The 26,812-nt window shown below is 45.0% G+C and carries 17 protein-coding genes; 9 read left to right on the forward strand and 8 right to left on the reverse strand.

Annotated features, from left to right (window positions below):
• The first annotated feature begins 106 nt into the window (after positions 1-106).
• A complete protein-coding gene (locus tag OCV50_RS20095; protein WP_261904410.1) occupies positions 107-4,969 on the forward strand; it encodes a beta strand repeat-containing protein in 4,863 nt (1,620 codons plus the stop codon).
• Positions 4,970-5,181: 212 nt separating this feature from the next.
• Here the strand turns inward: OCV50_RS20095 and OCV50_RS20100 are convergent, their stop codons facing one another.
• The 5 genes from OCV50_RS20100 to OCV50_RS20120 all read right to left on the reverse strand — a co-directional run bounded on the left by OCV50_RS20100 (position 5,182) and on the right by OCV50_RS20120 (position 10,063).
• A complete protein-coding gene (locus tag OCV50_RS20100; protein ID WP_261904411.1) occupies positions 5,182-5,943 on the reverse strand; it encodes a hypothetical protein in 762 nt (253 codons plus the stop codon).
• Between the two features lie 10 nt (positions 5,944-5,953).
• Positions 5,954-6,208, reverse strand: coding sequence for a hypothetical protein (locus OCV50_RS20105; protein ID WP_261904412.1), 255 nt, complete (start codon positions 6,206-6,208; stop codon positions 5,954-5,956).
• Positions 6,208-7,521, reverse strand: coding sequence for an HlyD family type I secretion periplasmic adaptor subunit (locus tag OCV50_RS20110; protein WP_239840114.1), 1,314 nt, complete (start codon positions 7,519-7,521; stop codon positions 6,208-6,210). Before OCV50_RS20110 ends, OCV50_RS20105 begins: the two co-directional genes overlap by 1 nt.
• Before the next feature lie 8 nt (positions 7,522-7,529).
• Positions 7,530-9,236 carry a type I secretion system permease/ATPase gene (locus OCV50_RS20115; RefSeq protein WP_261904413.1) on the reverse strand — a complete coding sequence of 569 codons (1,707 nt, stop codon included), beginning with the start codon at positions 9,234-9,236 and terminating at the stop codon, positions 7,530-7,532.
• Positions 9,237-9,427: 191 nt separating this feature from the next.
• A complete protein-coding gene (locus OCV50_RS20120; RefSeq protein ID WP_261904414.1) occupies positions 9,428-10,063 on the reverse strand; it encodes a hypothetical protein in 636 nt (211 codons plus the stop codon).
• A 192-nt stretch (positions 10,064-10,255) separates the two neighbouring features.
• Here OCV50_RS20120 and OCV50_RS20125 point away from each other — a divergent pair, with 192 nt between their 5' ends.
• The 4 genes from OCV50_RS20125 to OCV50_RS20140 all read left to right on the forward strand — a co-directional run bounded on the left by OCV50_RS20125 (position 10,256) and on the right by OCV50_RS20140 (position 16,625).
• On the forward strand, positions 10,256-11,689 hold the full coding sequence (locus tag OCV50_RS20125; protein ID WP_261904415.1) for a DUF3131 domain-containing protein: 1,434 nt from the start codon (positions 10,256-10,258) through the stop codon (positions 11,687-11,689).
• A gap of 116 nt (positions 11,690-11,805) precedes the next feature.
• Positions 11,806-15,087, forward strand: coding sequence for a response regulator (locus OCV50_RS20130; protein ID WP_261904416.1), 3,282 nt, complete (start codon positions 11,806-11,808; stop codon positions 15,085-15,087).
• Between the two features lie 9 nt (positions 15,088-15,096).
• Complete coding sequence (locus tag OCV50_RS20135) at positions 15,097-15,573, forward strand: hypothetical protein (protein WP_261904417.1); 477 nt, start codon at positions 15,097-15,099, stop codon at positions 15,571-15,573.
• Between the two features lie 2 nt (positions 15,574-15,575).
• Positions 15,576-16,625, forward strand: a complete 1,050-nt coding sequence (locus tag OCV50_RS20140) for a porin (protein WP_261904418.1) — start codon at positions 15,576-15,578, stop codon at positions 16,623-16,625.
• A gap of 57 nt (positions 16,626-16,682) precedes the next feature.
• On the opposite strand, the gene OCV50_RS20145 is transcribed toward OCV50_RS20140, so the two are convergent.
• Positions 16,683-17,738, reverse strand: a complete 1,056-nt coding sequence (locus OCV50_RS20145) for a hypothetical protein (RefSeq protein ID WP_261905244.1) — start codon at positions 17,736-17,738, stop codon at positions 16,683-16,685.
• An 18-nt stretch (positions 17,739-17,756) separates the two neighbouring features.
• A complete protein-coding gene (locus OCV50_RS20150; protein WP_261904419.1) occupies positions 17,757-19,079 on the reverse strand; it encodes an anaerobic sulfatase maturase in 1,323 nt (440 codons plus the stop codon).
• A gap of 136 nt (positions 19,080-19,215) precedes the next feature.
• Here OCV50_RS20150 and OCV50_RS20155 point away from each other — a divergent pair, with 136 nt between their 5' ends.
• The gene (locus OCV50_RS20155) at positions 19,216-20,001 is read left to right on the forward strand and encodes a formylglycine-generating enzyme family protein (RefSeq protein WP_261904420.1); all 786 of its coding nucleotides are present in this window, start codon (positions 19,216-19,218) and stop codon (positions 19,999-20,001) included.
• A 147-nt stretch (positions 20,002-20,148) separates the two neighbouring features.
• Positions 20,149-21,834, forward strand: coding sequence for an alkaline phosphatase family protein (locus OCV50_RS20160; RefSeq protein WP_261904421.1), 1,686 nt, complete (start codon positions 20,149-20,151; stop codon positions 21,832-21,834).
• Between the two features lie 146 nt (positions 21,835-21,980).
• Here OCV50_RS20160 and OCV50_RS20165 read toward each other — a convergent pair whose 3' ends face one another.
• Positions 21,981-23,075 (reverse strand): substrate-binding domain-containing protein, encoded by a 1,095-nt coding sequence (locus tag OCV50_RS20165; RefSeq protein WP_261904422.1) that lies wholly within the window; start codon positions 23,073-23,075, stop codon positions 21,981-21,983.
• A gap of 81 nt (positions 23,076-23,156) precedes the next feature.
• Between OCV50_RS20165 and OCV50_RS20170 the strand changes: the two genes are divergently transcribed.
• The gene (locus OCV50_RS20170; protein WP_261904423.1) at positions 23,157-24,269 is read left to right on the forward strand and encodes a substrate-binding domain-containing protein; all 1,113 of its coding nucleotides are present in this window, start codon (positions 23,157-23,159) and stop codon (positions 24,267-24,269) included.
• Positions 24,269-26,749: an EAL domain-containing protein gene (locus OCV50_RS20175; RefSeq protein ID WP_261904424.1), complete on the forward strand. Its 2,481-nt coding sequence runs from the start codon at positions 24,269-24,271 to the stop codon at positions 26,747-26,749. Before OCV50_RS20170 ends, OCV50_RS20175 begins: the two co-directional genes overlap by 1 nt.
• The last annotated feature ends 63 nt before the right edge of the window (positions 26,750-26,812 follow it).

Below are 26,812 nucleotides of genomic sequence, written 5' to 3' on the forward strand. Positions count from 1 at the left end.
AATGCAATTAGCAATATGAGATTCAAATAAATGCGCTAATTGCAAGACCAGACTATTTGAAGCTTAACGTCAGACAATATCACCTCATACGGCTAGGAGAAGGCTCATGGAAGGAACTAAACACGACGATCTTATAGTAGGTACAGACCAAGACGATAATGTAAATAGCCGCGCGGGTAATGACGAAATAAGCACTCTAGCAGGTGATGATTTTGTTGCTGCAGGTGAAGGTAGCGATAATATCTCGTCGGGCAGTGGTAATGACACAGTACTAGGCGACATAGAATACAACCATGAAGAGAACAGTGATACCCCAACGAGTGGCGACGACTCATGGGGCGAATCGTACACCGCTTATGAGTTTGATGCACAAACCAATGAGCAACAATCTTCCCATACCGTTAGATTAGACAACTTCGCCGTCAATCAGGCTGTCAATACCTCAACATCTGCCAGTGGCTTCTCACCGAATAGTACTGTGACCGTACAGCTTACCGACGAAAACGGAACCATCATCGCTTCTCAAATTGCAACAGTAGACGCGAATGGAAACATCACCGTAGATACTGAAATACCTGAATCCTCTATTGGTGACAGCGGCGCAGTCACCTTTACCTTCTTAAACGAAAATGGCGAGATTATCTCTACCATTGACGACATGAACGTGGCAGTTCGAAACATTTATGATGATACCATTGATGGTGGTAGTGGAGATGACATTCTCAAAGGCCAGCAAGGCAACGACACCATTTACGGTGGCGAAGGTAATGACTTCCTCGATGGTGACATTAACAACGATACTTTATACGGTGAAGCTGGTGACGATGTTTTAGTGGGCGGTAATGGAGACGATTACCTAGATGGCGGCACGGGCAACGATACCCTACTCGGCTCTGACGGTGACGACACTATACATGGCGGCAAAGGTGACGACCTATTAATGGGCGAGCTGGGTGATGATGTTCTCCACGGGGGAGACGGACACGATACTCTGATCGGTGATGATGGCCAAGATGCCCTTTATGGGGGTGAAGGGAACGACAAACTCTTCGGTGGTAAAGGCAACGATGTTCTTGAAGGCAACCAAGGCAACGACGAAATTCATGGTGAACAAGGCGACGATGTCATCGCTGGTGGCGAAGGTGATGATTTCATACTCGGTGGCGCGGGGGCTGACCAAATCTCTGGCGATGCAGGTAACGACCTACTGCTTGGTGGTGATGGACACGACACCATCACCGGCGGTGAGGGTCACGATACCTTAGTGGGTGAATTTGGTGATGACATCATGAGTGGTGGCGAAGGACACGACACACTTTATGGTGACATCGGTGATGACACATTAACCGGCGGCGCTGGTAACGACCAACTCTTTGGCGGTCAAGGTGATGATGTGATTGATGGTGGTGAAGGTGACGACATTGTTCATGGTAATGAAGGTGTCGATACCATCACAACAGGCCTAGGCGACGACCAAGTCTATGCTGGTTCTGGCGACGATATCATCGATACGGGAGAAGGTGCTGACACGGTATTTGGTGAAACTGGACATAACCAAATCACATCAGGCGCGGGCGACGATACCATCTATACAGACTACGGTAACGACACGATTGATACTGGCGAAGGCCACGACACGATCTTTGCTGGTGACGGTGATAACACCATTGCTTCAGGTTCAGGCGATGATTTGATGTATACAGGAGCTGGGCAAGATTCGATTCAAACCGGCGCTGGTCACGACACCGTTTATGCTGGTGATGGAGACAATACTGTCGATTCTGGTGCTGACCACGATGCCGTTTATTCTGGTAGCGGCAGTGACAACATCAACCTTGGTGAGGGGCACGACAAAGCGTTTACCGGTGCCGGACAAGATACCATTGTTGCGGGCTCAGGTAATGACCAAGTTTATGCCGGTGCTGACGACGACGTTATCCAAGGTGTCGCGGGCAACAACCAACTGTTTGGTGAAGGTGGTAATGACACTATTACTGCAGGCCTGAATGCAAGTGAGCTCTATGGTGGTAGCGGAGAAGACACCCTAACCGGCTCTACAGAAAACGACAGCCTATACGGCGGTAGCGGTGACGATTCAATTCAAGCTGGCGAAGGTGACGACTTCATTGAAGGTAACCAAGGTAGCGATGAGATCTATGCAGGCGCTGGCAACGATACTGTACTGGGTGGTGCCAACGATGATGTGATTCACGGCGGTATCGGTAGCGATACCCTAATCGGTGATGATGGCGACGACGTTATCAAAGGTGACGAAGGCGACGACATTCTTGTTGGCGGTACGGGTAATGACCAACTTGATGGTGGTACTGGTCGCAGCGAAATCTATGGTGAAAGTGGCGATGACTTTATTACCAGTTCCGACCAAGATGACCTACTTTCCGGAGGTTCAGGCAACGATACCATTACCTCTGGTGCTGGCCATGACACCGTTTATGCGGGTTCAGGAACCGATAACATCACCACTGGACAAGGAAACGACACTGTCTATGGTGAATCTGGCGCCAATACGATCGATACAGGCCTAGGTGATGATACTGTCTACGGTGGTATCAACTCCGACAACATAACGACTGGCGAAGGCGCCGACCAAATATATGCAGGCGATGGTGCGGATACTATTGATGCAGGCGCAGGCAATGACCACATTGATGCAGGGAGTGGCGACGACGTACTTAAAGGTGGTGATGGTGACGATGCCCTATTTGGGGGTGCAGGTAACGACGAACTCATTGGTGGTGATGGCTATGACCTTTTGGCTGGTGGTGACGGCGATGACGTTATCCGCGATGATGGTCAAGATACCCTACTCGGTGAACAAGGCAATGATACGCTTATCGCTGCTGCTACGGGTAGCCACAACATTTTCGGTGGCGAAGGTGACGATACGCTGATTGGTAGCGAACAAGCTGATACCTTATACGGGGGCGCGGACAACGATACGATCACTGGCGAAGGCGGAGACGATGTCCTTTACGCAGGTAGTGGTAACGACACCATTGACGCAGGTACAGGTGATGACACCGTGTATGGCGAGGATGGTACAAATAAGATCACACTCGGTGAAGGCGACGACACACTTTATGGTGGTGCGGGTGCAGATACTGCGACAGGCGGTCTAGGTGACGATATTCTTTCTGGTGCAGCGGGCAATGACAACCTTTCCGGTAATGAAGGGGAAGACTTAATCGATGCTGGCGAAGGCCACGATACCGTTTCAGGGGGCGACGACAACGACCTTATCTTTGGTGGTGCGGGTAATGATAACTTGGCTGGTGATGCCGGCGATGACCAACTTTATTCCGGTTCTGGCGACGATACCTTATCTGGCGGCCTAGGCGACGATAAACTGATAGCAGAAGGCGGCAATAATACTCTATCAGGTGGTGAAGGTAATGATACGCTCCTAGGTGGCTCCGGTGCTGACACCCTAATTGGTGGTGATGGTGACGACTACATCGAAGATACCTCAAACAACAACATCATCGATGGTGGTGATGGTGATGACAACATCCAATTGACGGGCGCAAGCAACACAGTTTCGGGTGGCGCGGGTGCCGATATCATCAGCTCCACAGGTGGTGGCGTCAATGACATTTCCGGTGATGACGGCAACGATACAATCACCGTTACTGGCAGCGTCAACACGACTGCTGGTGGCACAGGAAATGACACTATTACGGTGTCTGGCGGAACCAACGATATTACTGGCGGTGAAGGAAACGACAATATTACCGCGAGTGGCGACACCAATACCATTGCCGGTGGTGAAGGCAGCGATACGATCAGAGTGAATTCCGGTAACAGTACTGTTTCTGGTGACGAGGGGAACGACTCAATCACTACTGGTAGCGGTTCAGACACACTTTACGGTGGTACGGGTGCAGATACCCTATCCTCTGGTGCTGGCAACGATAGTTTATTCGGCGGTTCTGATAACGATAAGCTATATGCAGGCGATGGAGACGATACCCTCGAAGGTGGCGAAGGCAATGACATCATGTACGGTCAGGATGACCAAGATACTCTAGATGGCGGTGCGGGTAACGACTACCTATCTGGAGGTTCCGGTAACGACACACTCGTGGGTGGTGAAGGCGACGATACCCTAAGAGGTGATTCAGGCGAAGATACATTATGGGGTGGATCTGGAGACGATAACCTTGGCGGCGGTGGCTCTGCCGATACTCTATTTGGTGAAGACGGCAACGACACACTATCAGGTAATGGAGGCAACGATATGTTATATGGTGCGAGTGGCGACGATAAACTATCCGGGGGTTCGGGTGACGACTATGTATCGGGCGGTGAAGGTAACGATACATTAAGTGGTAACAACAACGCGGATACCTTAGATGGCGGCGAAGGTGACGATAGACTGTCTGGCGACTCTGGTAATGACACCCTATTCGGCCAAGTGGGTAACGATATCCTCGACGGCGGTGAAGGGATCGACCAACTTTATGGCGGCGCGGGCAATGACCAACTGATCTTTGACTCTAGTGAGATTGAATCAGGGGAAGCAGGCGTGGTTCACTTTAGTGGCGGTTCAGACTTCGACGTACTGGTTGTCGGCGGTGACAATCAGAGTCAAATGATCGATATGACTCACAATACGTTCCAAGAGATTGAGGGTGTGAAAATCAGTTCAAGTGATACTGAACTCGCGCTTGCTCTGGATAAGATTGCAGCCAATAACACCGCTGGTGACACAGCAGGCCAATTTGTATGTACAGGTGCAAGTAGTATTGATGTGTCTGGTTGGGGCTGGCAGCTTACTGAGAGCCACCTAGAGATGAGCGACAGTCTTCAAGATATCTATCGTGAAAGTAACATCGACACAGGCTCGCTATACGGCTATCGCTTTGAAAGTGAAGCAGGACAAGAAGTGGTTATTTGGAGCGACTTGAATAGCGGTGACATCAACTTCCCAGATTCAGAAGACGTATAACACGCTTCATTCACTCTCCAATAAGCGGCTCATCAAGAGCCGCTTTCTGTTTCACACCATTCGATACGACATAACACATCAATACGACCAGATAGTTCACAATGTAATGGTTCATAAAAAAGATGGACTCATTTGAGTCCATCTTAACTTGGCTACAAAACCATACTGTTCCAGAGCCTTAAACCAAAGCAATACGCCCTAATTGTATCCGTTCACCCTTCAATACAGATCTCTCGGGTTTTACGGGTTAGCTGAGCATCATTTGAAATCACAAAGAAGTAATATTCGGAGCTAAGTTCATTTTGTTGAATGTAAGTACGCATATGGTTAAGCATGCTTTTAGCCTCCCCATAACGTTCTAAGTACTCAGGGTCGCACTTGTTAACCAAATCTAAGTCTACGCGTAAGTTTGAGAAATTAGTCATGATTTCATCGACCCGCTTTTCTGTCTCAGCCCTTTGCGCTTTTGTCGAATACTCACCTTCTAACTCAGTTCGTTGAGCCTCTAATGCTTTTTGATTTTGTTGCGCAAGAGCAAATTTCTCTTTGGCTAATTGCTCATTCATCGCAAGCTTGGCACTTTTCACCGAATCTTTTTCAGAGAGATATCGAGAACGGTAAGTACGAGCTGATTTATTCGCCTTAGCCAAAGCGATATTGGAGGCAGCTAACTGCTCGGTTAATTCATCTATTTCTTGTGACATTTCCACCAGCTTGAGATCAGCGGCTGCGATTTGACTTTCATACGTTTCATCGTCCATCTGTTTAACGTATGTCATTGAAGCCATTTGATCGGTCAGCTCCGCAATCACCTCGTTCAATGCTTCTATATCTGCGTCTTTCTCCGAAACTCTTTCGGCAATCAAGGTATCAATTCGCGATTCAATACTCGCGTTTTTATAACCAAAGTAGCCTGCCGCAGCGGTCGAAGTGATGGCTACAGCAGTCATCAACGCAATAGGTCCTTTACTCACAGTGGCCTCCTTAAATCACTTGTTTGTAGCACTTCTGCTCACACTTCGGGCAGATATAAGATTGACGGTCAATCCGCTGCGAGCAATGTGGACAAGTACCCTGCTTTCGGTCACTGCTCATCAGTAACAAAATCAGCCCAATCGGGCCAAGTACGTATCCAAGTAGAACACCCGCCACTAAGTTGTTCTTTTTGAAACCGACGTAACTACTCATCGCAAAGAAGCACAAATAAAAACCTAACCAAAACACCATCGACTCATGCATTATGTTTCCCTCATAGCCTTAGCCATACCACTGGTGAGTGGGCCTATCAGATAATCCCACAGCGTACGTTCTTCTACTAAAATCAATACCTCGGTAAGCATCCCCGGATACAGTTCAATTTGGTTTTCCGCTTGCAATGACTGAAGATCGTCACGATCAAACCGGATTTTGACCAAATAGCCTTGGTCTTTTTCATCCGCGTCGCCACCTTTCACCACTCGGTCAGCAGACACATGAATCACTTCACCCAATACCGGCGGTACTTGCCTTGCACTGTATGCCGTCAAACGTATCCTTGCATCTTGCCCTGAGCGGACAATATCTATGTCTCTAGGAGGCACGATAGCTTCAACAATGAGCTCATCGCTGTCTGGGACAATTTCCATCAGAACCTGCCCCGGGCGTACAACCCCACCAACACTAGAGATATTTAACCCAACAACACGTCCCTTGAATTCGCTTCGGATCTGAATACGTGAACGTACATCTTCTAGTGTATTCATCACCTGTTTGACGTCCCTCACCTCATCATTGACGGATTTAAGCTGTTGAGCGTAATCGCGTTTCAAATCCAATAACTGACTTTTGTAGCTCTGTTCTAATGTTTCTAATTCTCGCTTCGTGACATCTATGGTCACATTGATTTCAGCGAGCTCACCATCAATTCGAGCCAAGTGGCGACGAAGCTCCAGCATGCGAGTTTTAGATACGTAACCTTTCGCCACTAAGCCCTTAGTCATATCGATCTCTTGTTTGATCAAATCACGCTGCGAAGCGACGGCTTTTTTCTGAAACTGATTACCCTGAATCTTTTCTTTGTAAAGAGTCGACTTTTGGCTGTATAAAGAGTCAATCAACTGTTTTCTCAATAACCCTTGTTCGAACTGCACTCTCTCGCTGTTCACAATAGGCATGACAATCAGCGAATCTCGTTCTTCACCAATCAAGCTTTCTGGCCACTGAGGCTCTTCTGATTCGTTCAAAAGCGCTTCGAGGCGTGCCTTTTGTGCCACTAGCGAGAAGTTTCGGTAAAGGTAACGTTTATAATCGGATTCGGACTTGGTATCTGAAAGTTCAAGCAGCACTTGACCTACTTCTACCTGTTCGCCATCTTTAACCAACACCTCTTTAACCCAACCACCTTGTAAATGCTGAATTTGCTTTCTTTTGCTCTCAACCACCAAGTTACCGTGCGCAACTGAAGCTGAGCTCAACGACATTGTCATTGACCAAAAGAGAAAACCTCCAACGGTCACAAGTAGGATTGCAGAGCCAAGAATAATCAATTTACGTGTACTGAATTCGCGTTCCATAACGACTCCTATCCCCTGCGTTGTTCTTTGACTTGATCAATCTTGTTGGTATTGATGGTGTCGCCATCTCGCAACCCTAAGAACTGCTCACACGTTCCCGCTTTCTCGACGCGCCCTTCTTTTAAGCTAATGACCCAATCCATTTGACGTAAGAAGCCAGGACGATGGGAGATCATCACAACGGTAATGCTGTTCTCTTTACAGTGCTGCAGGACAATCGCAAGCGCGGTTTCACCTTCCGGATCGAGGTTGGAGTTAGGTTCATCAAGAACCAGAACTTTCGGATTTGAATAGATAGCTCGTGCAAGCCCGATGCGCTGCTTTTGACCGCCAGACAGTAAGATTCCGCCTTCACCGATGTAGGTGTCATACCCATCTGGTAACGCCATAATCAGCTCATGGATACACGCAAGTTTCGCTGCAGAAACAACATCTTCATCGTTACAATCGGAGAAGCGAGATATGTTTTGCTTCACTGTTCCGGCTAGTAATCCTACATGCTGAGGAAGATAACCAATGTATTGTCCAAATTGGTTCTGATCCCACTTTTCGACGGTTGCACCATCTATCTTAATTTCACCAACGCTTGCTTTGTGTATGCCCATTAATAGGCTTGCCAGTGATGATTTACCAGAGCCAGAGTTGCCCATCACTGCAAGTGCGTGGCCCGCTCCTAATTTGAAGTTGATACCCTGTAACGTCGGGGCTTTTGCTCCTGGAAACTTCAATGAGACATTATTGAATTGAATCTCCCCACGAGGTTTGGGAAGTAAGGTTTTAGCGGAAGGATTGGTCAATGAGGCGCATTTTTTTAAGCGACTCCAAGATTGATATGCGCTATACCAAGATTTCCAGCCACTGACAGCACTTTCAAACGGGCTCAATACACGACCAATTAAGATTGAGCTGGCAATAACGGCACCCAATCCTATCTGTTGTTGCAGAGCCAAATAAACGCCCAGTGTTAACACCACAACTTGTAATAACGTTCTGAAATAGCGGCTCACGGCTAACAGCAACCCGACTCGCGCATTAACCAACCATTGTAGGCTTAATACTCTATGATTTTTCTCTTCCCAAACCTTGCCGATATTTTGGCTCATGCCCATAGCTTTAAGTGTCGGTGCGTTACGTAAAAAGTCGTTAAGCTCCATTGCAACTTTTCCTGTCTCTTCCTGTGCGACACCACTTACTTTGCGTCCACCGAGCATCATCACGACCGTCAACAGAGAAAACACAACCGCTCCTGTTAAAGCGACAATGCCAATGTAAGGATGTAGAAAAAACAGCAGAAACAGGAACAGTGGCGTAAAAGGAAGATCAAGGATTGAAGAGGTGGATGGCGAAGCTAGAAAGTTACGCAGCGTGCTCAGATCGTGCAGTGGCTGCTTATCAATACTGTTAGTCTGAGAAGAGGTAGAGATACTGAGATCCAACAACTGTCCACTGAGTTGAGTGTCTAACTTGAGCGCAGACCGCTGCATGAGCAAGGTGCGAATATATTCGAGCGCAGACTGAGAGGTCACCAAAAAGAGAGTGATACCGAGCAATGCAAACAGTGTTTCAATACTAGCACTGCTCATTACCCTATCGAACAGTTGTAAACTATAGACTGGTACTGCCAACACCAGAAGATTAATGCCCATACTAAAGCCAACGGCAGCCCAAGCCTCTCTCTTCACACTGTGAAAAGGGCTCAGTTTCAAATCATCCATATTAAGCCAACTCACTTAGTTGCATATTATTATACAGTGAGTATAGACAAGAATTGACTTGTTTCAGGAGAATGAAGAATTAATTTAAGATTATCTCTTTGTAATTTCTCGATAACTTGGACTATCGCACAACTTTCACAATTTCATGAAGTTAACGATAACCTTGTGTTTAGATTTCTTCATTATCGCTTTTATACCAAATTAAACTGCTCACTAATCTCGTAGCCTGTCGCGACTTCACGATGACTCTCTTTAATGATCCAGTTAATCGGATTTCTCACCCAAGGTTGCGGGTCTTTGGCTGGAAAGCCGTCACTGACTCGAAGTGCAACCACTTCAAAGCCAAGTGATTCACAAGTTTCGATACAGCGCTGAGCATGCCACGACTGAGCGATCACAGTGATCTTAGCAAGACCAATATCATTCAACGCTGCTCTCGCAACATCCGTTGTGGTTTGGTAAGCGCTGTTTTGAATGCTCACATGAGGGGTTACTTTCAAATGAGCCGCGACTTCTTGTTGTACATAACAAGGAGCAAGTGGATTTTCTTGGTGAAATCGCTCCACTTCCTTAGCAAGATGTTGGTTAACGTCGTCGCTATCGCCAAATGAAAAAGCAATGACACCTTTAGAATCGGTGACGTCACCACAATTCAATCGCTTGAGCACATTAGAGGATAGATAATCTGCAATTCTCTTTTTTGCTGGCTCTTCAATTTGATAACGAGAACTTGAGTAATGGTAGTCAGCAGAGAAATCATTGTGGGAGGCTTGCTGCTCTAGGACAACAATGCCTATTTCGTGAAGGAAATCGTAAAATTTGAACATAACAATCTTATCCTAACTAAATCCAAATCCATCTAGCCAGTTCTGTCCGTTGTTATGCCTCAAGTTTAACAGTTAATGTCCATCAACAACAAGATAATTGTTTAAATTATCACCAATCCCTATTCTCACATTTTTTAAAATTTACACTCTGTTAAACAATAAGTTGTATTATCATTACGTTAGACAAACATTATGAGTCAGATTGCATTGACACAACTTCTCCACACACATCACCAATATAAGGCGCTTTTTTTAAGTCTTGTGACCTTTTTTACCTCTTTCGCTAGCTATGGTGATGAAGAGGTAAGCTTTTATGGTCAAAGAGGTGTCACGACTGTGGAAGAAGGAGAGCAAGCCGGATCTGCAACATCACCTAAGACTCAATACTATCGAAGAGTGATTGCGCCACCGATTGTCGAGGAGCAACAAGAGCTCATTTCAACAGCCCCAGCAATTAAAGACGCGCCAATAAATCATCATCAATCGACGGCTTTAAAAGAGATAGCTCCCATTCCGCTGAGTCGAAATGAACTGTTACTGGCAAAAAAAGCTGAGTATTACATTCAGCGAAATTTCCACAAAGAGACCGGACTCTGGAATTCGGTTCAAGGTTATAGCCATACGACCATGTGGGATGTGGCCAGTGGAATAGCTGCGACACTCGCATTAGAAGCGCTCGGCATGAAAGAGACCGAGCAAGTACATTATGAACTAGAGAAAACACTCTCTACTCTAAGCTCATTCCCACTCTATAAAGACACGCTACCTAATCGTGAATACAGTACCAAAACTGGTTTTCCCTCTGGCCGATTAAGTGAAACCAAGAGCAACGGTAATGGTTGGTCTGCATTGGACATAGGTCGGCTTTTGATATGGCTAAAGATTTTGGAGCAACAGCACCCGGAATTATCGCCAAGCGTACAAAAGATAGTTACCCAGTGGGATCTTAGCCGTGCCGTTCATAATGGCACTCTATATGGCGCCAAACTCCATAAGAATCGAGAACATTACCGACAAGAGGGAAGAAATGGCTATCTCCAATATGCCGCTGAAGGTTTCAAAATGTATGGGTATGACTTGCCCTTTCCTGATTTAAATGACTACCTAGAAACTATTGAAATTGATGGTATTGATATTCAAATAGACTCTCGCAACGTTCCTTTTCTCACCAGCGACCCTTATGTTCTTGCGAGTATTGAATATCAAAGCGATGCAAGTTGGAGCCAGCTAGTCCCATTTTATGAGCTCCATAAGCAAAAATGGAAAGATACCGGCATCATCAGTGCATACGCAGAAGACGCCATGAGCAAGAATCCATGGTTTGCTTATAACAACATCTATTATTATGGCAAGGCTTGGACAAGCGTTAGCCCATCAGGAAAAACCATTGAAAACCCACAAGTTCTTAGCAATAAAGTCGGTTTTGGTTTTAGTGTCCTCTTTGAAGATGAGTTTAGTGATCAGTTGTATCAGGAAGTGCTAGACAGCAGTTTAAAATTTCGAAGTATTCCAGCAGGGAAATACACCAATGGAGGAATAAATTCATCGTTAAACATCAACACTAATTCCCTCATTTTGGTAGGGCTTTGGTACAAGTCGAAAGGTCGCACGCCCATCCTAAATTAATACCTTCTTCAAATAGTTACCTGTCCCACACTTCATTCAAATTTCATCAAATAAAATTTCCAATTTGGCCAGTTTATCCTACTGTTTGAATATGCGTGTAGTTGGATGGAACCTATATGTCTACAAAAACAATATGGAATAACTTGTCAGTCAAACACAAACTCTTCGGCTTAGTACTACTTCCTATCTTCTTGCTGCTGTTCCTGGCAGGTAGACAAGCACTATTCTTAACTGAACAGTTACATGACTTTGAACGAACTAATAAGTTAGCTGTTTATTTGCAAGATATATCAATACTTTACAGGAGCACACTCGCTCCCGACCCTACCAGTTTTGTGGCTCAAAGCGCTCAAGCAAAAGAGGAGCTCAAGACCCTCTCTCCGATCATATTCCGTGAGCAATCGAATGAGGTAAACCAGCTGCTTTCTGACTTTAGCGAAGCAACATTATCGACCATGGAAGCAACCGACAGCTTTGATAAGCTGGACGCGATCGAGTGGCAAAGTGACCTCTACAAGCAACTTTTGTTATCCATCGAGCGCGTACCTTTTGAAGTCACTAAACGTGAGATCCAACAACACTTGAACGCGCTCCAACAGTTGGAGTGGCTCTCATTTTGGTCGAATGAAGAGTTTAAGCTAAGTACCTCGCTGATCGACATTTTTCAAAACCACCAAGAATATGACCCTGAATTAGCCGAACAGATACAAACATTAAGTGAAAGACAACAGTTGTTCTTAGAACGTTTCATTACTCTCAATGCCAATGAAAACCAAGTGGCACAAATGGTAGAAGTGTTCCGCAACGAGGTTTTCATTCAAAGTCAGGATATTAGAAGCGCCCTATTAAGCTCGGAAGCTATCAGTCAATTGTCGCCAGAAGAGATAAGTACTGGTTTGATCGCGATGAGCGCTAGACTGAATCTACTCCAAGATTTATCAAACATCATTAAACGAGAGTTCCAAAATGAAGTAGAACTCGCGATCAGCAACGCACAGATGCAAAGAACCCTATTTATAGGATTAGTAACACTACTCGCTGCAGTTGTGATGGGGCTGACTATCAGCTTAGCTCGACAAGTGACAAACAACTTAGGTCTAATTCTGAGTTTCCTTAAGAGTGAAAACGAGCGTGAGCGCCCTTCCTTGGAGAAACTTGTTCAGGGTAAAGATGAATTAAGTTTGTTTGCCCAACAAGTTGAAAGACTCACCATTGAACGAGAACACGCAAAAGAGAAACTAACATTAGCTAAAGAGGACGCAGAAAAAGCGAAAGACGATGCCATTCAGGCGAGTAAAGCGAAAAGTAGTTTTCTGGCCAATATGTCCCATGAAATCCGAACGCCACTTAACGGGGTCATTGGTATTTCTGAGATCTTATCCGATACTCAGCTTACACCGACACAACGAGATTATGTCGACACCATTGACACTTCGTCGCACCTACTCCTTAGCCTTATTAATGACATTCTCGATTTCTCAAAAATCGAATCGGGAATGCTACTTATAAGTCCTCACTCGGCCTCAATCCGTGAATCGATTTATGACATTGCTTCGATTGTTGCCCCGAAGGCTAAAGAGCAAAAAATAGAACTCAACGTTCATATCAGCGCAAACACGCCAAGTCGTGTCATGATCGATGACCACCGCTTAAGACAAGTGTTGATGAATTTTATGTCTAATGCGGTGAAATTTACTACTGAGGGTTCAGTTACTCTATCCATTGATACCCTGAACGACAGTAGTTCGAGTATCGTAAATGACGATGACGCAACCCAAAGTCGCAGCGTAAAAGTACGCTTCTCTGTTCGCGATACTGGTATAGGTATCGATGAGAAACAACAGAAACAGATATTTGAACCCTTTGCTCAAGAAGATGATTCTACTACCCGTCAATTTGGCGGTACGGGACTTGGCTTAGCAATTAGTACCCAGTTAGTCGAGTTGATGGGTGGAAAGATCCAGCTTGATTCAGTGAAAGGGGAAGGCAGTTGCTTCTATTTTGATCTTGAACTGCCCGTTGACGTGGATGCAGCTAAACCGAGCACTGCCACTTCCAACATTATCTTGATTAGCAGCAATCAAGATCTTACGCAGCGAATTAAGCAAGAATTGGAGTTCTATTCACTCACTCTATCCAAATCATCAAACACACCGAATGAGCTCCCAAGCCTACTCGATACTGTAGATAACACTAAGCCGACAACCATTATCTTTGGTGAAGAGCCCCACCTTCAGGCCAGCGATTATGCGAAACAACTAGACGATGCGAGCGGTAAGGGAGCGAAGGTCTGTCTTATTCGTTCGTTTTTGAGTGAACCTGTTGACCTTGGCCCAAGTATCACTGCTCAAGTTTCACAGCCACTACTCGGTCTAAGATTAATCAAAGCTCTAGAACATTGTGATAACCAAGGACAAGCTGAACGCTCTGAGAATCGCATATTGAAGCAGTGTGCTTCACAGGTAATCTTGATTGTTGAAGATAATAAAATAAATCAAAAGATTGCAGGGCTGCATGTCGGAAAAAGCGGCTACACGTTTGAGTTTGCCAACAATGGCCAAGAAGCCGTTAATATGTATACCAGTAATCCAAATTACGCCGCTATTTTAATGGACTGTATGATGCCGGTTATGGATGGCTTCGAAGCGACTGCCAATATACGAAGAATCGAACAAGAGATTAACTCTCCACGCCGTATACCAATCATCGCACTCACGGCCAGTGTTATCGATGACGATATTCAACGATGTTTCGACGTAGGCATGGATGACTATATTCCCAAGCCGTTTAAGTTTGAAATGTTAAAAGAGAAAGTCATTTCAGCGATTCAAGCAAGTAGCCCTATCTTACAAGCTCAGCAATCCAAACCTGAAGAGCAGATCGCGACAGTAACACCTATCAATAGTGTGAAAGAGCCTCAGCAAACTGAGCCACACGTTTCAGTACCGCAACCTTCAGTACCGCAACCTTCAGTACCAAGAGCTTCAGCGCCAAAAGAAGAGGTAGAGAGCATTGTCGCTAAATCAGAAAAGATTCTGTTGGTTGAAGACAATCGCGTAAATCAAAAAGTCGCATCTGTGATGCTCAAAAAGGCCGGATACTCCTATGAGATCGCTGACAATGGGCAAATAGCTGTTGATATGTATCGAAAAGACAATAGCTACGATGTGATTTTGATGGATTGCATGATGCCAGTGAAAGATGGGTTTGCTGCAACTCGAGAGATTCGTGAACATGAACAGAGCTTCGGCCTGAACAAAACGCCGATTATCGCCCTCACCGCAAGTGTCATCGATGATGATATCCAAAAATGTTACGACTCAGGTATGGATGGTTACGTCGCTAAACCCGTTCGAAAAGACAAACTGTTTCACCAGATTGAAAGTGCCACGAATTAGGAGTATCCAATGGACTGGCGAAATACACTTACCCAACTTCAACATAGAACAATCAAACCTGTTGCTCTTGGCCTATTTGGTTGTTTGTTATTAATGAATCCCGCTCATGCCGTAGGCGAATACGCCATTTTTTCACTTGATTCTGAGTTTCAAGAGATAACGATAAACAAAGCAAGGAAACTCTACAGGGGTAAAACCAAACGCTTGAACGGCAAACGCGTAGAGCTTTCTGACTGGCCAGCCAATACCAGTGAAAGACAAGATTTCTATCAACTGCTGTTAGGCAAAAACACCGCACAGATGAATGCACATTGGGCAAGCCTCTCATTCTCCGGTAAGGCAAGACACCCGAAAGAGATTAAGGCCCCAAACCCTGAGAATCTCATTAATTGGTTAAACGACAAGCCTAACCGCATCGGTTACGCGCCATTAGATTCCCTCCCTCAAAACGCCAATGTGCTCTACGTAATTAGCGCGGAGAAATAACGATGAAAAAAATAGTAACGTCAGTATTAGGTTGTGCTCTCGCCTCTCCTGCTTTTGCGGTTATCGAGCTCACAGACAGCTTGTCTTTAAGTGGCTTTGGCTCAACATCATGGGCAAGATCAGATAACGATACCCTTTTAATGATCAATCGCGGCTTTACAGACGAAAACTGCTACGACTGTGACACAACATTCGGTCTTCAACTCGATTATTACCTTAATGCGTTAAGAGCGTCCGTTCAGGTGGTCAAGCGACCACAAGACGACTGGAGTGATCCTGCATTAGAGTGGGCTTACATTGGTTACGAATACAACGATTTTGATTTCAGTGTAGGTCGATTGCGCCTGCCTCTGTTCCTAGCATCGGAATACTATTACGTTGGACAAGCCTACATGACGGCTAGGCCACCCACTGAGGTATACAACAGTATTCTCGGGATAACCGCCTTTAATGGTGCTAAGGTTTCTTGGAACTATGAACTGACCGATGAAGCTAGCCTTCAATTAACGCCTTTTTACGGCATCAAAGACGAAAACGAGGTTGAATTTGATAGCACGACCGATATCAAATTTACGACCAATCGAATGTTTGGTATCAACATGGTGATCAGCGGAGAAGATTACCGGTGGAATGCTGCGTTCCTCGACTCTAACTTCGACCAAAAGCTGACGATTGCTGGTATCGGGCCTCTACCAACAAGTGAAAATCAACATATTCAGCTGTGGTCACTAGGTGCTGAATACGAATTTGGAAGTGCGGTTGTTGCAGCAGAGGCGCAAACCAATGACTTTTCATCATCGTTCTATACCAGCTTTGGTTACCACTTAGGTTTATTTACGCCTTATGCGGTTTATGGTGCGCAGTTTAATGATCATGAGCACCTGTCAGGCAACAGCTACACCTTAGGTGTCGATTACGATGTACTGCCAAACGTATCACTCAATGGTGAGGTACAGTATTTTGAAGCACGCAGAGGCTCAGGTGCCTTTATTGACATCCCAACTGACGATGATGCAATGCTGTATACCATCATGCTCAATTTTGTTTTCTAACCCTGTGAATCAATGGATACTAAAAGAGCTCAACCAAGTTGAGCTCTTTTTATTCGTTTAGCTAGGGTCGATACGCTTCTCTTCTAGCTGTTTAATCACGTAATCTGGTGCAACTTTACTCAGCTCCGTTAAACACTCATCGCTCTTGTCGTTACCATAACGTACGTAGATATCACACACAGCGTACAACTGCTCTGGCGAGCCCGAAATCATGTAGGCTTTCTCAAACGACTCTGTCGATTTATCGATACTCAAAGGCTCTTGAAGTACACCGTTAAGATACCAGTAGTAGCTATTGTTTTCGGCTAAGTGAGCCGCTTTCTCTATTTCAACAGCAGCGGCATTTTTATCCTCTAAGCGTACTAGCGTCAGCGATTTTGAGTAGTGTAGTGCTGCATTTTCTGGCAATTTTTCAAGGCCACGATCCAATATGCTCACGGCTTCTTTATCTTTACCTTGGGCACGATAATTATCAGCAAAGCTCAACCAAACTTGCGAGTCAGCCGTTCGAGTTTTAACAAGTTCGATATAGATGGTTTCCGCTTTTTCTGGCTCTCCAGACCAACGCAGTACATCAGCCAAAAGCAGCTGATACTCTTGGGTCGTTTGTTGCTCCAAGATCTCAACCAAAGACGTGACAGGCTGATCCAATTGAGCTTTCTGCTCTTGTGTCATCACACTGTAATCACGTACAAGATTAGAAGCCGCACTGTGTTGAACCATTTTCGATTCATCATTCAATAGCGGAGAAATCAGTGTCCAGCGATGCTCGAATGGATAAGGCGCTGCACCAATAACTGCCGCCTCACGTACTTCAGAGTTTGAATCTTTCAACCCTCGCGCCACAGCTACAAGTGCATTTTGGCTTGGATATGCCCCCAAAGCTCGCAAAGCACCAGTACGGTTTTGTATGGACTGCGACTGATCTTGTGCCATGTATGAGAGCTGTTGAATTCGCTGCTGTGGATCATTCGAAAGCTCGCCTGTAACTTGAGTTTCAGCAGGCACCAGCATTGTCGAATCGGCTTGTACTTCGCTTGCATTGTTAGCTGCTGCAAAGCTCGACGTTGAAATCGTAAGAGCGATAACTGTCGCTAAACTTCTTTTAATCATCATAATGCCTCGTTCCAGTTAAAACTTAGTTTCGAATGTCGGTTGCTGACGACGGTGAGCAATTAATGCAGCATCACTGAATTTGCCGTGTGCGACCGGGTGCCCCATCGCACGCAGAATATAAGCCATTGACTTATCAACATGAGAAAAGAACTTATGCCAGCCTGCACACAAATAGTTTAATCCTGACTCACCATCACGAGTTTTGATGAATCTATTTTTCGGGCACTCACCATGACAGGCAAATTTGTAATCACACTTCTGGCACTGGCTTGTCAGGGTTCTCGACTTCGCGAAACCAAAAGTTTGTTGCGATGGGCTGTAAGCCATTTGATCGAGCTTTTGATGGTGGATATTGCCCACTTTGTATTCAGGATACACATAGTGGTCACAAGCAAACACGTCACCATTTGGCTCCATAGCTAAGCCCTTACCGCATAGCTCGTTCAAAGTGCACAATGGGTTTGGACGTCCCATCCACGTTTCTACGCTGGCCTCAAAATACTGTACGAAAACCTTACCAATGTCGTTTCTCGCCCACTCATCGAACACCGCAATGAGGAAGTTACCCCACGCGAGATCAGATACACACCACGACTCCATTACTGAATCTTTATGACCCGGTATCAGTCGTTTGTCACCTTGGGTAAGTTGCGCGTCGAACTCAGACGTCTGTGGTGCAACGGTGCGGAAGGTTTTCTGCTCAACAATAGGAATAAACTGCATCTGCGGCGACTTAACCACGTCGCGCAAGAAACGATACACTTCCAATGGGTTCTGACTAGTAAGGTTGTTCACGCAAGTGAGGGTTGCGAATTTCACTTGGTGTTTATGCAGCAGATCAACCGCAGCCATTACTTGCTTAAAAGTGCCACGACCTGCTTTGTTGGTGCGGTAGGTGTTGTGTAATAACTCGGGTCCGTCAATGCTAAGACCAATTAAAAAGTTGTGTTCAGCCAAGAATTGACACCATTCATCATTCAATAAGGTGCCATTGGTTTGTAAGTCGTTCGATATGATGACGCCTTGCGGTTGATACTTTTTCTGAAGTTCTACAATCTTCTGGAAGTATTCAAGGCCAAGCATGGTAGGTTCACCGCCTTGCCACGAGAAAATGATCTCAGGGGTATTCTGGCCTTCGATGTATTGGCGGATATAGGTTTCTAGTGTTTCATCGTCCATCTTTGGAGAACAACCTTTCTTGTACTCCAACAAATCCTGCTTACTTAGGTAATAACAGTACGTGCAATCTATGTTGCATGCCGCACCAATTGGTTTCGCCATAACATGTAATCGTTTTGAAGCCTTACCGTTATATTGAGGACCTTGAGTAATATGCATGATTCATGTACCTATTTTTAGTGTCTGAGCTCATAATAAAACGCCTTGCTGTCAGTAGCTTGTTATACCCTTTATAACTAATTGGAATGACCTAAACGGGTAAAATTAAGCCTCTCCCATTCGATAGAGGCTTCACATGAAAAGCTTAAATTACAGACACTTAACGACTGCTGGCAGCATATTAGTTGCTTTAATGGTTTCTGGCTGTGCGACGACTCCTGAACACCCTGTTGCTCAACGTATCAATCAAGACATGGTACTGGTCGAAGGCGGCAGTTTTACTATGGGTTCAGACGCCGATTACGCGAAAAAAGCTGAAACACCAGCGCGTGAAGTCACCGTAAACAGCTTCTATATCTCCAAGTTTGAAGTTACCCAAGAGATCTTCGAATCTGTCATGGGTTCATCAATGAGTTACTTCCCTAATCCACAAGTGCCAGTGAACAACCTAAGTTGGCAACAAGCCGTCTATTTCGTTGAACAACTCAATGAACTCACCGGTGAAAATTACCGTCTACCAACGGAAGCAGAATGGGAGTTTGCTGCCAAAGGCGGGAATAAAAGTCAGGGTTATATCTACAGTGGTTCCAACAACTTAGATGACGTTGCTTGGTATTCAAAAAACTCAAAAAATAGTGCTCATCCAGTAGGCTTAAAACAACCTAATGAACTAGGCTTATATGATATGACAGGCAACGTTGGTGAGTTTGTTATCGATGCGTTCGATGATACCTACTACCGATACGCACCTTCCGACAACCCGAACAATGCCAAGCACAGTGATATTGGCTTGTCACATAAATCTGTCCGTGGTGGAAGTTTTGCCTACGACAGTGATGAATCTGAAAGCTTCAGACGTGACTTTGCAAGCCAGTCTATCACCATGTCGGATATGGGCTTACGCCTAGTAAAAGATCAATAAACAGTACATTACGGTCGGCTAACGTCGTCCGTCATGACATAACTGATGGTTATAAGGAAATGGAGAGCAATTGAATCACCATTGTCTCACACTACTTATAACCATTGTTTGAACGTCAGTGACAATAACAACTCTCAAGGGTACGCTATGCAATATGCAAAACTGTCTGGACTCGCCTTGGCGCTTGTCTGTTCCCTACCTACACTTGCTTCAGAAAAACAACCGAATTTAGTACTTCAAATTACCGTCGATGGACTTCGTGCCGATCTCTTGGAACGATACCAACACAACTTTGGCGAGGGTGGTTTTCGCTACTTAATGGAAGATGGTACCTACTACACCAACGCACATTATCAACATGGCAATACCGAGACCATTGTTGGTCACGTTTCTTTAGCAACAGGCGCTCCACCGAGTGTGCATGGTATGGTCGGTAATGTATGGTACGACCGCAGCCAAGAGCGACTGGTATATAACGTTGAAGATGCAAACTACAACATGTTGACCTCAGGTGCTGGCGTAGATAAAGCGACAGAAATAGACCCAACGCAAAAGGCCGCAGGTGGTGATGGTCGATCGCCAGAACCTATTTTATCCACGACCTTTAGTGATGAGCTGACAATTTCAAACAGCGGTCAATCTAAAATTTTCGCTGTATCCGTTAAAGACCGCGGCGCGATTTCTCTTGCTGGGCATAGCGGCAAAGCGTTTTGGTTTTCTAAAGCACAATCCGAGTTTGTTACCAGTAATTACTACTATGATGAGTATCCTGCTTGGGTTGAGCGTTGGAACGAAAAGGCCATTCCTAGTCAATATTCAAAGCAGAAGTGGGACCTATCACTACCAAGAGAGGCTTACACTCTAGAAGAGCACAATCCAGACCATAAAGTAGAGCTTGCTGGCTTCCAGCGCACCTTCCCTCACCCTTATGGTCCATCAAGCTACAAGTACTACAGTACTATGTTAACTGTCAGTCCTGCTGGTGACGAAATCACAGAAAATTTTGCTAGCACCTTGTTGATGCAAGAGAAACTTGGCCAAGGTAAAGCCACGGACTATCTATCAGTGAGCTTTTCGTCGAACGACTATGTTATTCACCTTTACGGTCCAGAAAGCCTGGAAGCGGAAGATAACCTGATTCGATTAGACAAAACCTTAGCTAAGCTACTCAAAAACGTCGACAATCAAGTGGGGTTAGAGAACACCTTAATCGTGTTGTCTGCTGATCATGGCGTACCTGAATCTTCACCAGCGGCCAATGCTCTAGGCTTTACCCAAGCTCAATACTTTAACAAAGATGCGTTGTTGTCTGCCGGTGTTGAGCAACGACTTAAAGATGAGTTTGGACTCAGTAAAGATGCGATTCGTCTTTATGCTCAGCCTTACGTCTACCTAAATCATGATTTGATCAAAGAGAAAAATGTCGACTTAGCAAAAGTACAGGCAGCGATCGCTGATGAAGTTTCAAAAGTGGAAGGTGTCGCTTATGCCGTGTCGAGTACAGACATCGCGGCCAATCGAGTACCAAATACACATATTATGGACCTGATTAAAAACAACTATCACCCAGCTCGCTCTGGTGACGTTTATATTGTGTTTGCCCCTCGCAGCTACATCAATGATATGGAAGGGTTACAGATCGCTTCGACTCATGGCTCGCCATGGCGCTACGATACGCATGTTCCCGTTATTTTCGCAGGTTATGATGTGAAGGGTCAGAAAGTATCGCGAAGCATTACGCCATATGACATCGCTCCGACCCTATCTAATAAGCTGGGTATTACTCAACCAAGTGGTGCAGTTGGTGAAGTTCTGTCAGAGATCACCGAGTAATCAAACCCGCTTATTTCACGATTTAAGTGTTTGAATATTAAAAAGAGCCGTTTATGTAGAAAGACCTATTGAGTCACTCTACATAAACGGCTCTTTCACGCTGGAAGCGATGAATAATCATAAATGACGATTATTCATCAAAAATATTAGTGCTTTCCAGAATAACGAAATGCTTCTTCCGTTAACTTGTCTAGTTGGTCGTCATTCATTTTATTATGTACAACGGTGATTCTTCCCAGATAAACCAATGGCACTTCTGACTCTCGATTTTCTAGGTGAAATTTAATCGCTTCTGCCGTTGCAACACCGAGGTCATCACTCATTCGCATCGGTGTCGCGTCAAGCTCATCAGAACGGATTTTCTCGATCTCTTTCGCTGTTCCGCCCCACCCTGTCACGTAGATATCTGATGACTTTCCTGCTTCGTTAAGCGCATCAATCGCTCCGATCGTCATCGCGGTATTGGCGTTGTGTACCATTGTTACTTCCGGGAAGTTACCCAAAACGAGACGAATACCATCTGCACCACCAATTTTCTGATATTGACCAAAATGTTCATACACGGTCAGCCAATTCCCCTTATCTTCAACACAATCAATGAAGCCTTGTGAGCGTTGCGTGTCGGTGATCCCTGGTATCCCACGATTGGCAGAAAACTCAACATCTTCCCCCAACTCCTTCACAACATGATCGCACAGCACTTCAGCACCCATCGTACTTGAGAAATCAAACCAACTATCCGGTTGGTGAATCCACTGCTCGTTGGGTGTATGAAATGCCCATATGAAGGTCTTAAAACGATCAGATGCGGACAACCGCTGAATATTCTCCGCCTGCAATCCTAATTCCGATGGACCAAATATCACAAAGTCATAGGGAATTTCAGAAGCGAGGACTTGCTCGATATATTGAGTTTGCAGTGAATGCTCAATCTGCTTAGAGGTGAACTGGTCAATTTCAAACGGCAACGCCAAGGCGATAAGTCGCTCCTTCAATGCCACATAGTTTCTTATCCAAAAGTCAGAAATATCTGCACTTGGATAAATTAAGGCGATTCGAACGGGATTTTCGAGCGTCTTTGACGTTAAAGCGACGGGTTCGCCACTGACAGTCTTCTGAAATTTCTCAAGTTTTTGTACATCTGCCTCAGGTCGCACCCCGTCAGCCTTGCTAGTAAAAGAGAGTAAAGACCCTACAGTTAGTAGGATCGATAAAAGGTTTTTATAACGCTGACCCGGCATAAATGTTACCAAAAGTTTGAATGTTTATTGACAATATTATAAATATAGAGCCGTTATAGATTAAAGTCTTTTATAAACATTATGAATAAAATGTTAAAATATGTGATTTTGCTGCTTGTGATTGTCTCCATTCCGCCCAGTTTTGCAGACAACGATTCGCTGTTCTTCGAATATGCGAAGGAAAAAGTGACACGAGCAGTAGCCAGTCAGCAGCAGTGGGACGGACCGACGCAGGGCCCTAAAGTTCTCCATGAGAAGAACGTGATTTTTGTTGCGTCAGATCTTCGTAACGGCGGCGTTTACGGCGTCGGTCGTGGTATATCCGAAGCGATCTCAAACATCAATTGGCACTTGAGGTTCATCGATGGCTTAGGTTCAGAAGTTCGTCAAGGTGCGGCCATTCGTAAAGCAATTAGCTTTAAACCTGATGCCATAGTATTAGGTGGGATTGACGCCGTTCGACATAAAGAGATTTTAAAGAAAGCGAAAGATTTAGGTATTGTCGTTATCGGGTGGCACGCAACCGAATTTGTCGGCGGCAACCCAGAAATAGGTTTATACACCAACATCACTACAGACCCACTTGCAGTAGCGAAAGTCGCTGCACTGTTAGCGATTGTTAACTCGAATGGTCAAGCCAAAACCGTTGTGTTTACTGACCCCAATTATGAAATAGCGATGATCAAAGCAAACGCTATGGTCGAGACCATCAAACGCTGTGATAGATGTGAAGTCTTAGAGCTGAACTATCTACCACTGGACAAGATTGCGGAGCAGATGCCTGCTACCCTTCAGATACTCGAAAAGAAATATGGCCATGAAATTACTCATCTGCTCGCGATCAATGACCTCTATATCGATTATGCCATCCCTTCACTAGAGACGAGTGTCGAGCAACACAAGCCTGTACCACAAAACATTTCAGCTGGCGATGGCAGCAAAGCGGCATACAAGCGAATTAACCGTAAGCAATTTCAACTGGCTACCGTTCCAGAACCGTTGTATTTACAAGGTTGGCAAATCGTCGATGAGCTTAATCGTGCATTTAACGGGATGCCACCAAGTGGCTACTCCGCTCCGGTACATCTGGTTACGCCAGACAATGTCGAAGAACTTATCGGCCAAGAAGACAAAGGGGTCTACGACCCTCAAAATGGCTATCGTGAAGCCTATCTGAAGATTTGGAAGCGTTAATGAAGTTACATCAGATAAACATCACTCAACGACTCATTTTATCCAACCTTGTTTCGCTGCTTATAGTTAGCTTGGCTGTGATCGTTGTTATTCGCTCACTCTATTATGTCGAGTCGACACTCAAAACAGAAACGTCAACGCACGTTTCAGAGCTCATTGTAAACTCTGAAATCAGCCGCCGCGTATTCGCGCTGACATCACGCGTTAAGCTTTTAGAGCAAACTTTTTTGTTCAGTGAAACCACGCTTTCAGAAGAAGCGTTCAATGTGGATTTTCAGCTACAAAAGTTAAGAGACTTATCGACCAATGAGGAGTTTTCCAAAAAGATTGATGCGTTCATCGACAACTTTCATCGCTTTTTAGGCAGCTCTCTGGCACTCAACAGAATTTTAAAACAGACCAATCAGATCGATATCACTCTGTCCGAGCAACTTGATCAGCTCGAATTCGCGATAGCAGACAGTAAGTTAAAGCTTATTGAACAACCTAACCTCATCAATTATGACAACGAACTCGACCTATTTAATATGTTGAGAGAGTCGTTTTTAACGTCGGGGAAAATGATTGGCGACATACACAGTCGCATCACTCCAGAAACGGAAAAGGTTCTGATCATAGAAGTCGAGAAAGAACTCGATATCTTTCTACTTCATCTAGAAAACGTTGATATTAAAACCGCCGCGGTCATCGCTGAAAAAGAGAAGATCAATAAAACGGTTAAGCGTTACAACGCCGCACTTAAACGTATTCGAGCTAATTTAGAGCAACGCTGGCTCGTGATGGCTTCTCTGTTAGACGCACAAAGCGAGCTACTTGAAATGGTGGAAAATACGGAATCTCGAGTGCAAGGACAAGCCTTGGCGCTGACTGACAAATTAGAAAAAGAGATCGGAAACTCGCGCTTTAACGCCATCATTATCAGCCTATTCGCCGTTTTGTTATCAACACTGCTTGTGAATCAAGTTGTTAGGCATCACATACGAAAACCATTGAACGCATTGAGGCTCGGTTTTGACCGTCTAGAGTCAGGTAGCCTTAAAAAACCGATCAATTTAGGTCGAAACGATGAATGGTCGCACTTAGAGAAAGCATATAATGATATGGCTTCTCGACTCTCTGAAGCTTATTTAGATTTAACCGAAGAGAAAAAGAATTTCGATTTTCTTGCTCATCACGATCCACTGACTGGTTTATCTAACCGTTTACTGGCAACCAAACAGCTCGACAAAGAGATTCAACAGTCCATCGAAAACAGTTCACCGTTCCTACTGTTTTACCTGGATATTGATGAGTTCAAAACCATCAACGACTCTCTCGGTCATGCGCCTGGCGACAACCTGTTGGTGAGCGTCTCTGATATTTTGACCAGTGTTGTAGGCGATCGCGGTTTCGTTGCTCGAATGGGAGGAGATGAGTTCTTAGTCGTTTATCCGAACATGAGATTAGAAGAGAGTGAGCCGATCGCACAACGCTTGAATCATGCGCTTAGAAGACCGTATTACATTGATAACAACCCGATATTCGTCTCGGCAAGTATTGGTGTGTGCGAATACCCAACACACGGAGCGGATCGTGAAACCTTAATTAGAAATGCGGATACTGCGATGTATCACGCTAAGCGAAATGGTAGAGATAGACACAAGGTTTATGCCGACAAAATGACCCATGAAGCTCATGATCTGATTGAAACCAACATGGGTCTTCGTCAAGCAATCGCCAATGATGAGTTGGAAGTATTTTTCCAACCGAAAGTCGACCTCAATACCCAAGAAATTATTGGTGCTGAGGCATTAGTTCGTTGGCAGCATCCTAAGCTTGGGCTACTACCACCTATCGACTTCCTAGAAGTTGCTGAGAAGAGCGACCTAATTATCGATATTGATAAATGGGTATTCAAAAAAGTGGCTAACCTTATTACCGGATGGCAACGTGATGGTATTGACCTTGAGGGCGTCACCTTCTCGATTAACTTCTCCGCGCGAATGTTCTACAAAACAGACCTAGCAGAGCAGTTACAGGAGATCTTGGACCAAACGGATTGTCAGCCTCATCAACTGCTGCTTGAAATAACAGAGCGCGACATGATGCGAGATTTTGAAACCTGCTCCCGCACGATAGAGCTTCTTCACTCGAAAGGTTACAAGATCGCGATTGATGATTTTGGAACAGGGTATTCATCGCTATCGGTATTGAAAAACTTATCCGCAGATTGCGTCAAACTCGATCGCAGCTTTGTTGAGGACATCAACTCATCAAAAGTAGACTATGAAATTACATGTGCGATTCTCAAGCTCGCGCAAATACTGAACTTTTCAGTGATTGCTGAAGGCCTAGAGACACAAAGCCACGTAACAACACTGCGCCAGATTGGCTGTAAATACGCACAAGGTTACTTCTTTGCTCGCCCACTGCCAGTTGACGATTGGGTGTCATATTATTTAGAGAACAGGGAGCAACTTCCCAAGCAAGCCTCAGTCTAGTTTGGCTTTTCTTTATAGTCGTCAACCATTTTAACCCCAGATACACTAAACATCTGGGGTTAA

The organism is Vibrio fortis, from assembly GCF_024347475.1.
In the GTDB taxonomy this organism is placed as follows: Bacteria; Pseudomonadota; Gammaproteobacteria; order Enterobacterales; family Vibrionaceae; genus Vibrio; species Vibrio fortis.

Bases quoted from the DNA above. Each gene is read 5' to 3' on its own strand.
- OCV50_RS20110 (WP_239840114.1), bottom strand. From the start codon at position 7,521: ATGGAACGCGAATTCAGTACACGTAAATTGATTATTCTTGGCTCTGCA.
- OCV50_RS20140 (WP_261904418.1), top strand. From the start codon at position 15,576: ATGAAAAAAATAGTAACGTCAGTATTAGGTTGTGCTCTCGCCTCTCCT.
- OCV50_RS20145 (WP_261905244.1), bottom strand. From the start codon at position 17,738: ATGATTAAAAGAAGTTTAGCGACAGTTATCGCTCTTACGATTTCAACG.
- OCV50_RS20150 (WP_261904419.1), bottom strand. From the start codon at position 19,079: ATGCATATTACTCAAGGTCCTCAATATAACGGTAAGGCTTCAAAACGA.
- OCV50_RS20135 (WP_261904417.1), top strand. From the start codon at position 15,097: ATGGACTGGCGAAATACACTTACCCAACTTCAACATAGAACAATCAAA.
- OCV50_RS20120 (WP_261904414.1), bottom strand. From the start codon at position 10,063: ATGTTCAAATTTTACGATTTCCTTCACGAAATAGGCATTGTTGTCCTA.
- OCV50_RS20160 (WP_261904421.1), top strand. From the start codon at position 20,149: ATGCAATATGCAAAACTGTCTGGACTCGCCTTGGCGCTTGTCTGTTCC.
- OCV50_RS20130 (WP_261904416.1), top strand. From the start codon at position 11,806: ATGTCTACAAAAACAATATGGAATAACTTGTCAGTCAAACACAAACTC.
- OCV50_RS20105 (WP_261904412.1), bottom strand. From the start codon at position 6,208: ATGCATGAGTCGATGGTGTTTTGGTTAGGTTTTTATTTGTGCTTCTTT.
- OCV50_RS20155 (WP_261904420.1), top strand. From the start codon at position 19,216: ATGAAAAGCTTAAATTACAGACACTTAACGACTGCTGGCAGCATATTA.
- OCV50_RS20170 (WP_261904423.1), top strand. From the start codon at position 23,157: ATGAATAAAATGTTAAAATATGTGATTTTGCTGCTTGTGATTGTCTCC.
- OCV50_RS20175 (WP_261904424.1), top strand. From the start codon at position 24,269: ATGAAGTTACATCAGATAAACATCACTCAACGACTCATTTTATCCAAC.
- OCV50_RS20165 (WP_261904422.1), bottom strand. From the start codon at position 23,075: ATGCCGGGTCAGCGTTATAAAAACCTTTTATCGATCCTACTAACTGTA.
- OCV50_RS20125 (WP_261904415.1), top strand. From the start codon at position 10,256: ATGAGTCAGATTGCATTGACACAACTTCTCCACACACATCACCAATAT.
- OCV50_RS20115 (WP_261904413.1), bottom strand. From the start codon at position 9,236: ATGGATGATTTGAAACTGAGCCCTTTTCACAGTGTGAAGAGAGAGGCT.
- OCV50_RS20095 (WP_261904410.1), top strand. From the start codon at position 107: ATGGAAGGAACTAAACACGACGATCTTATAGTAGGTACAGACCAAGAC.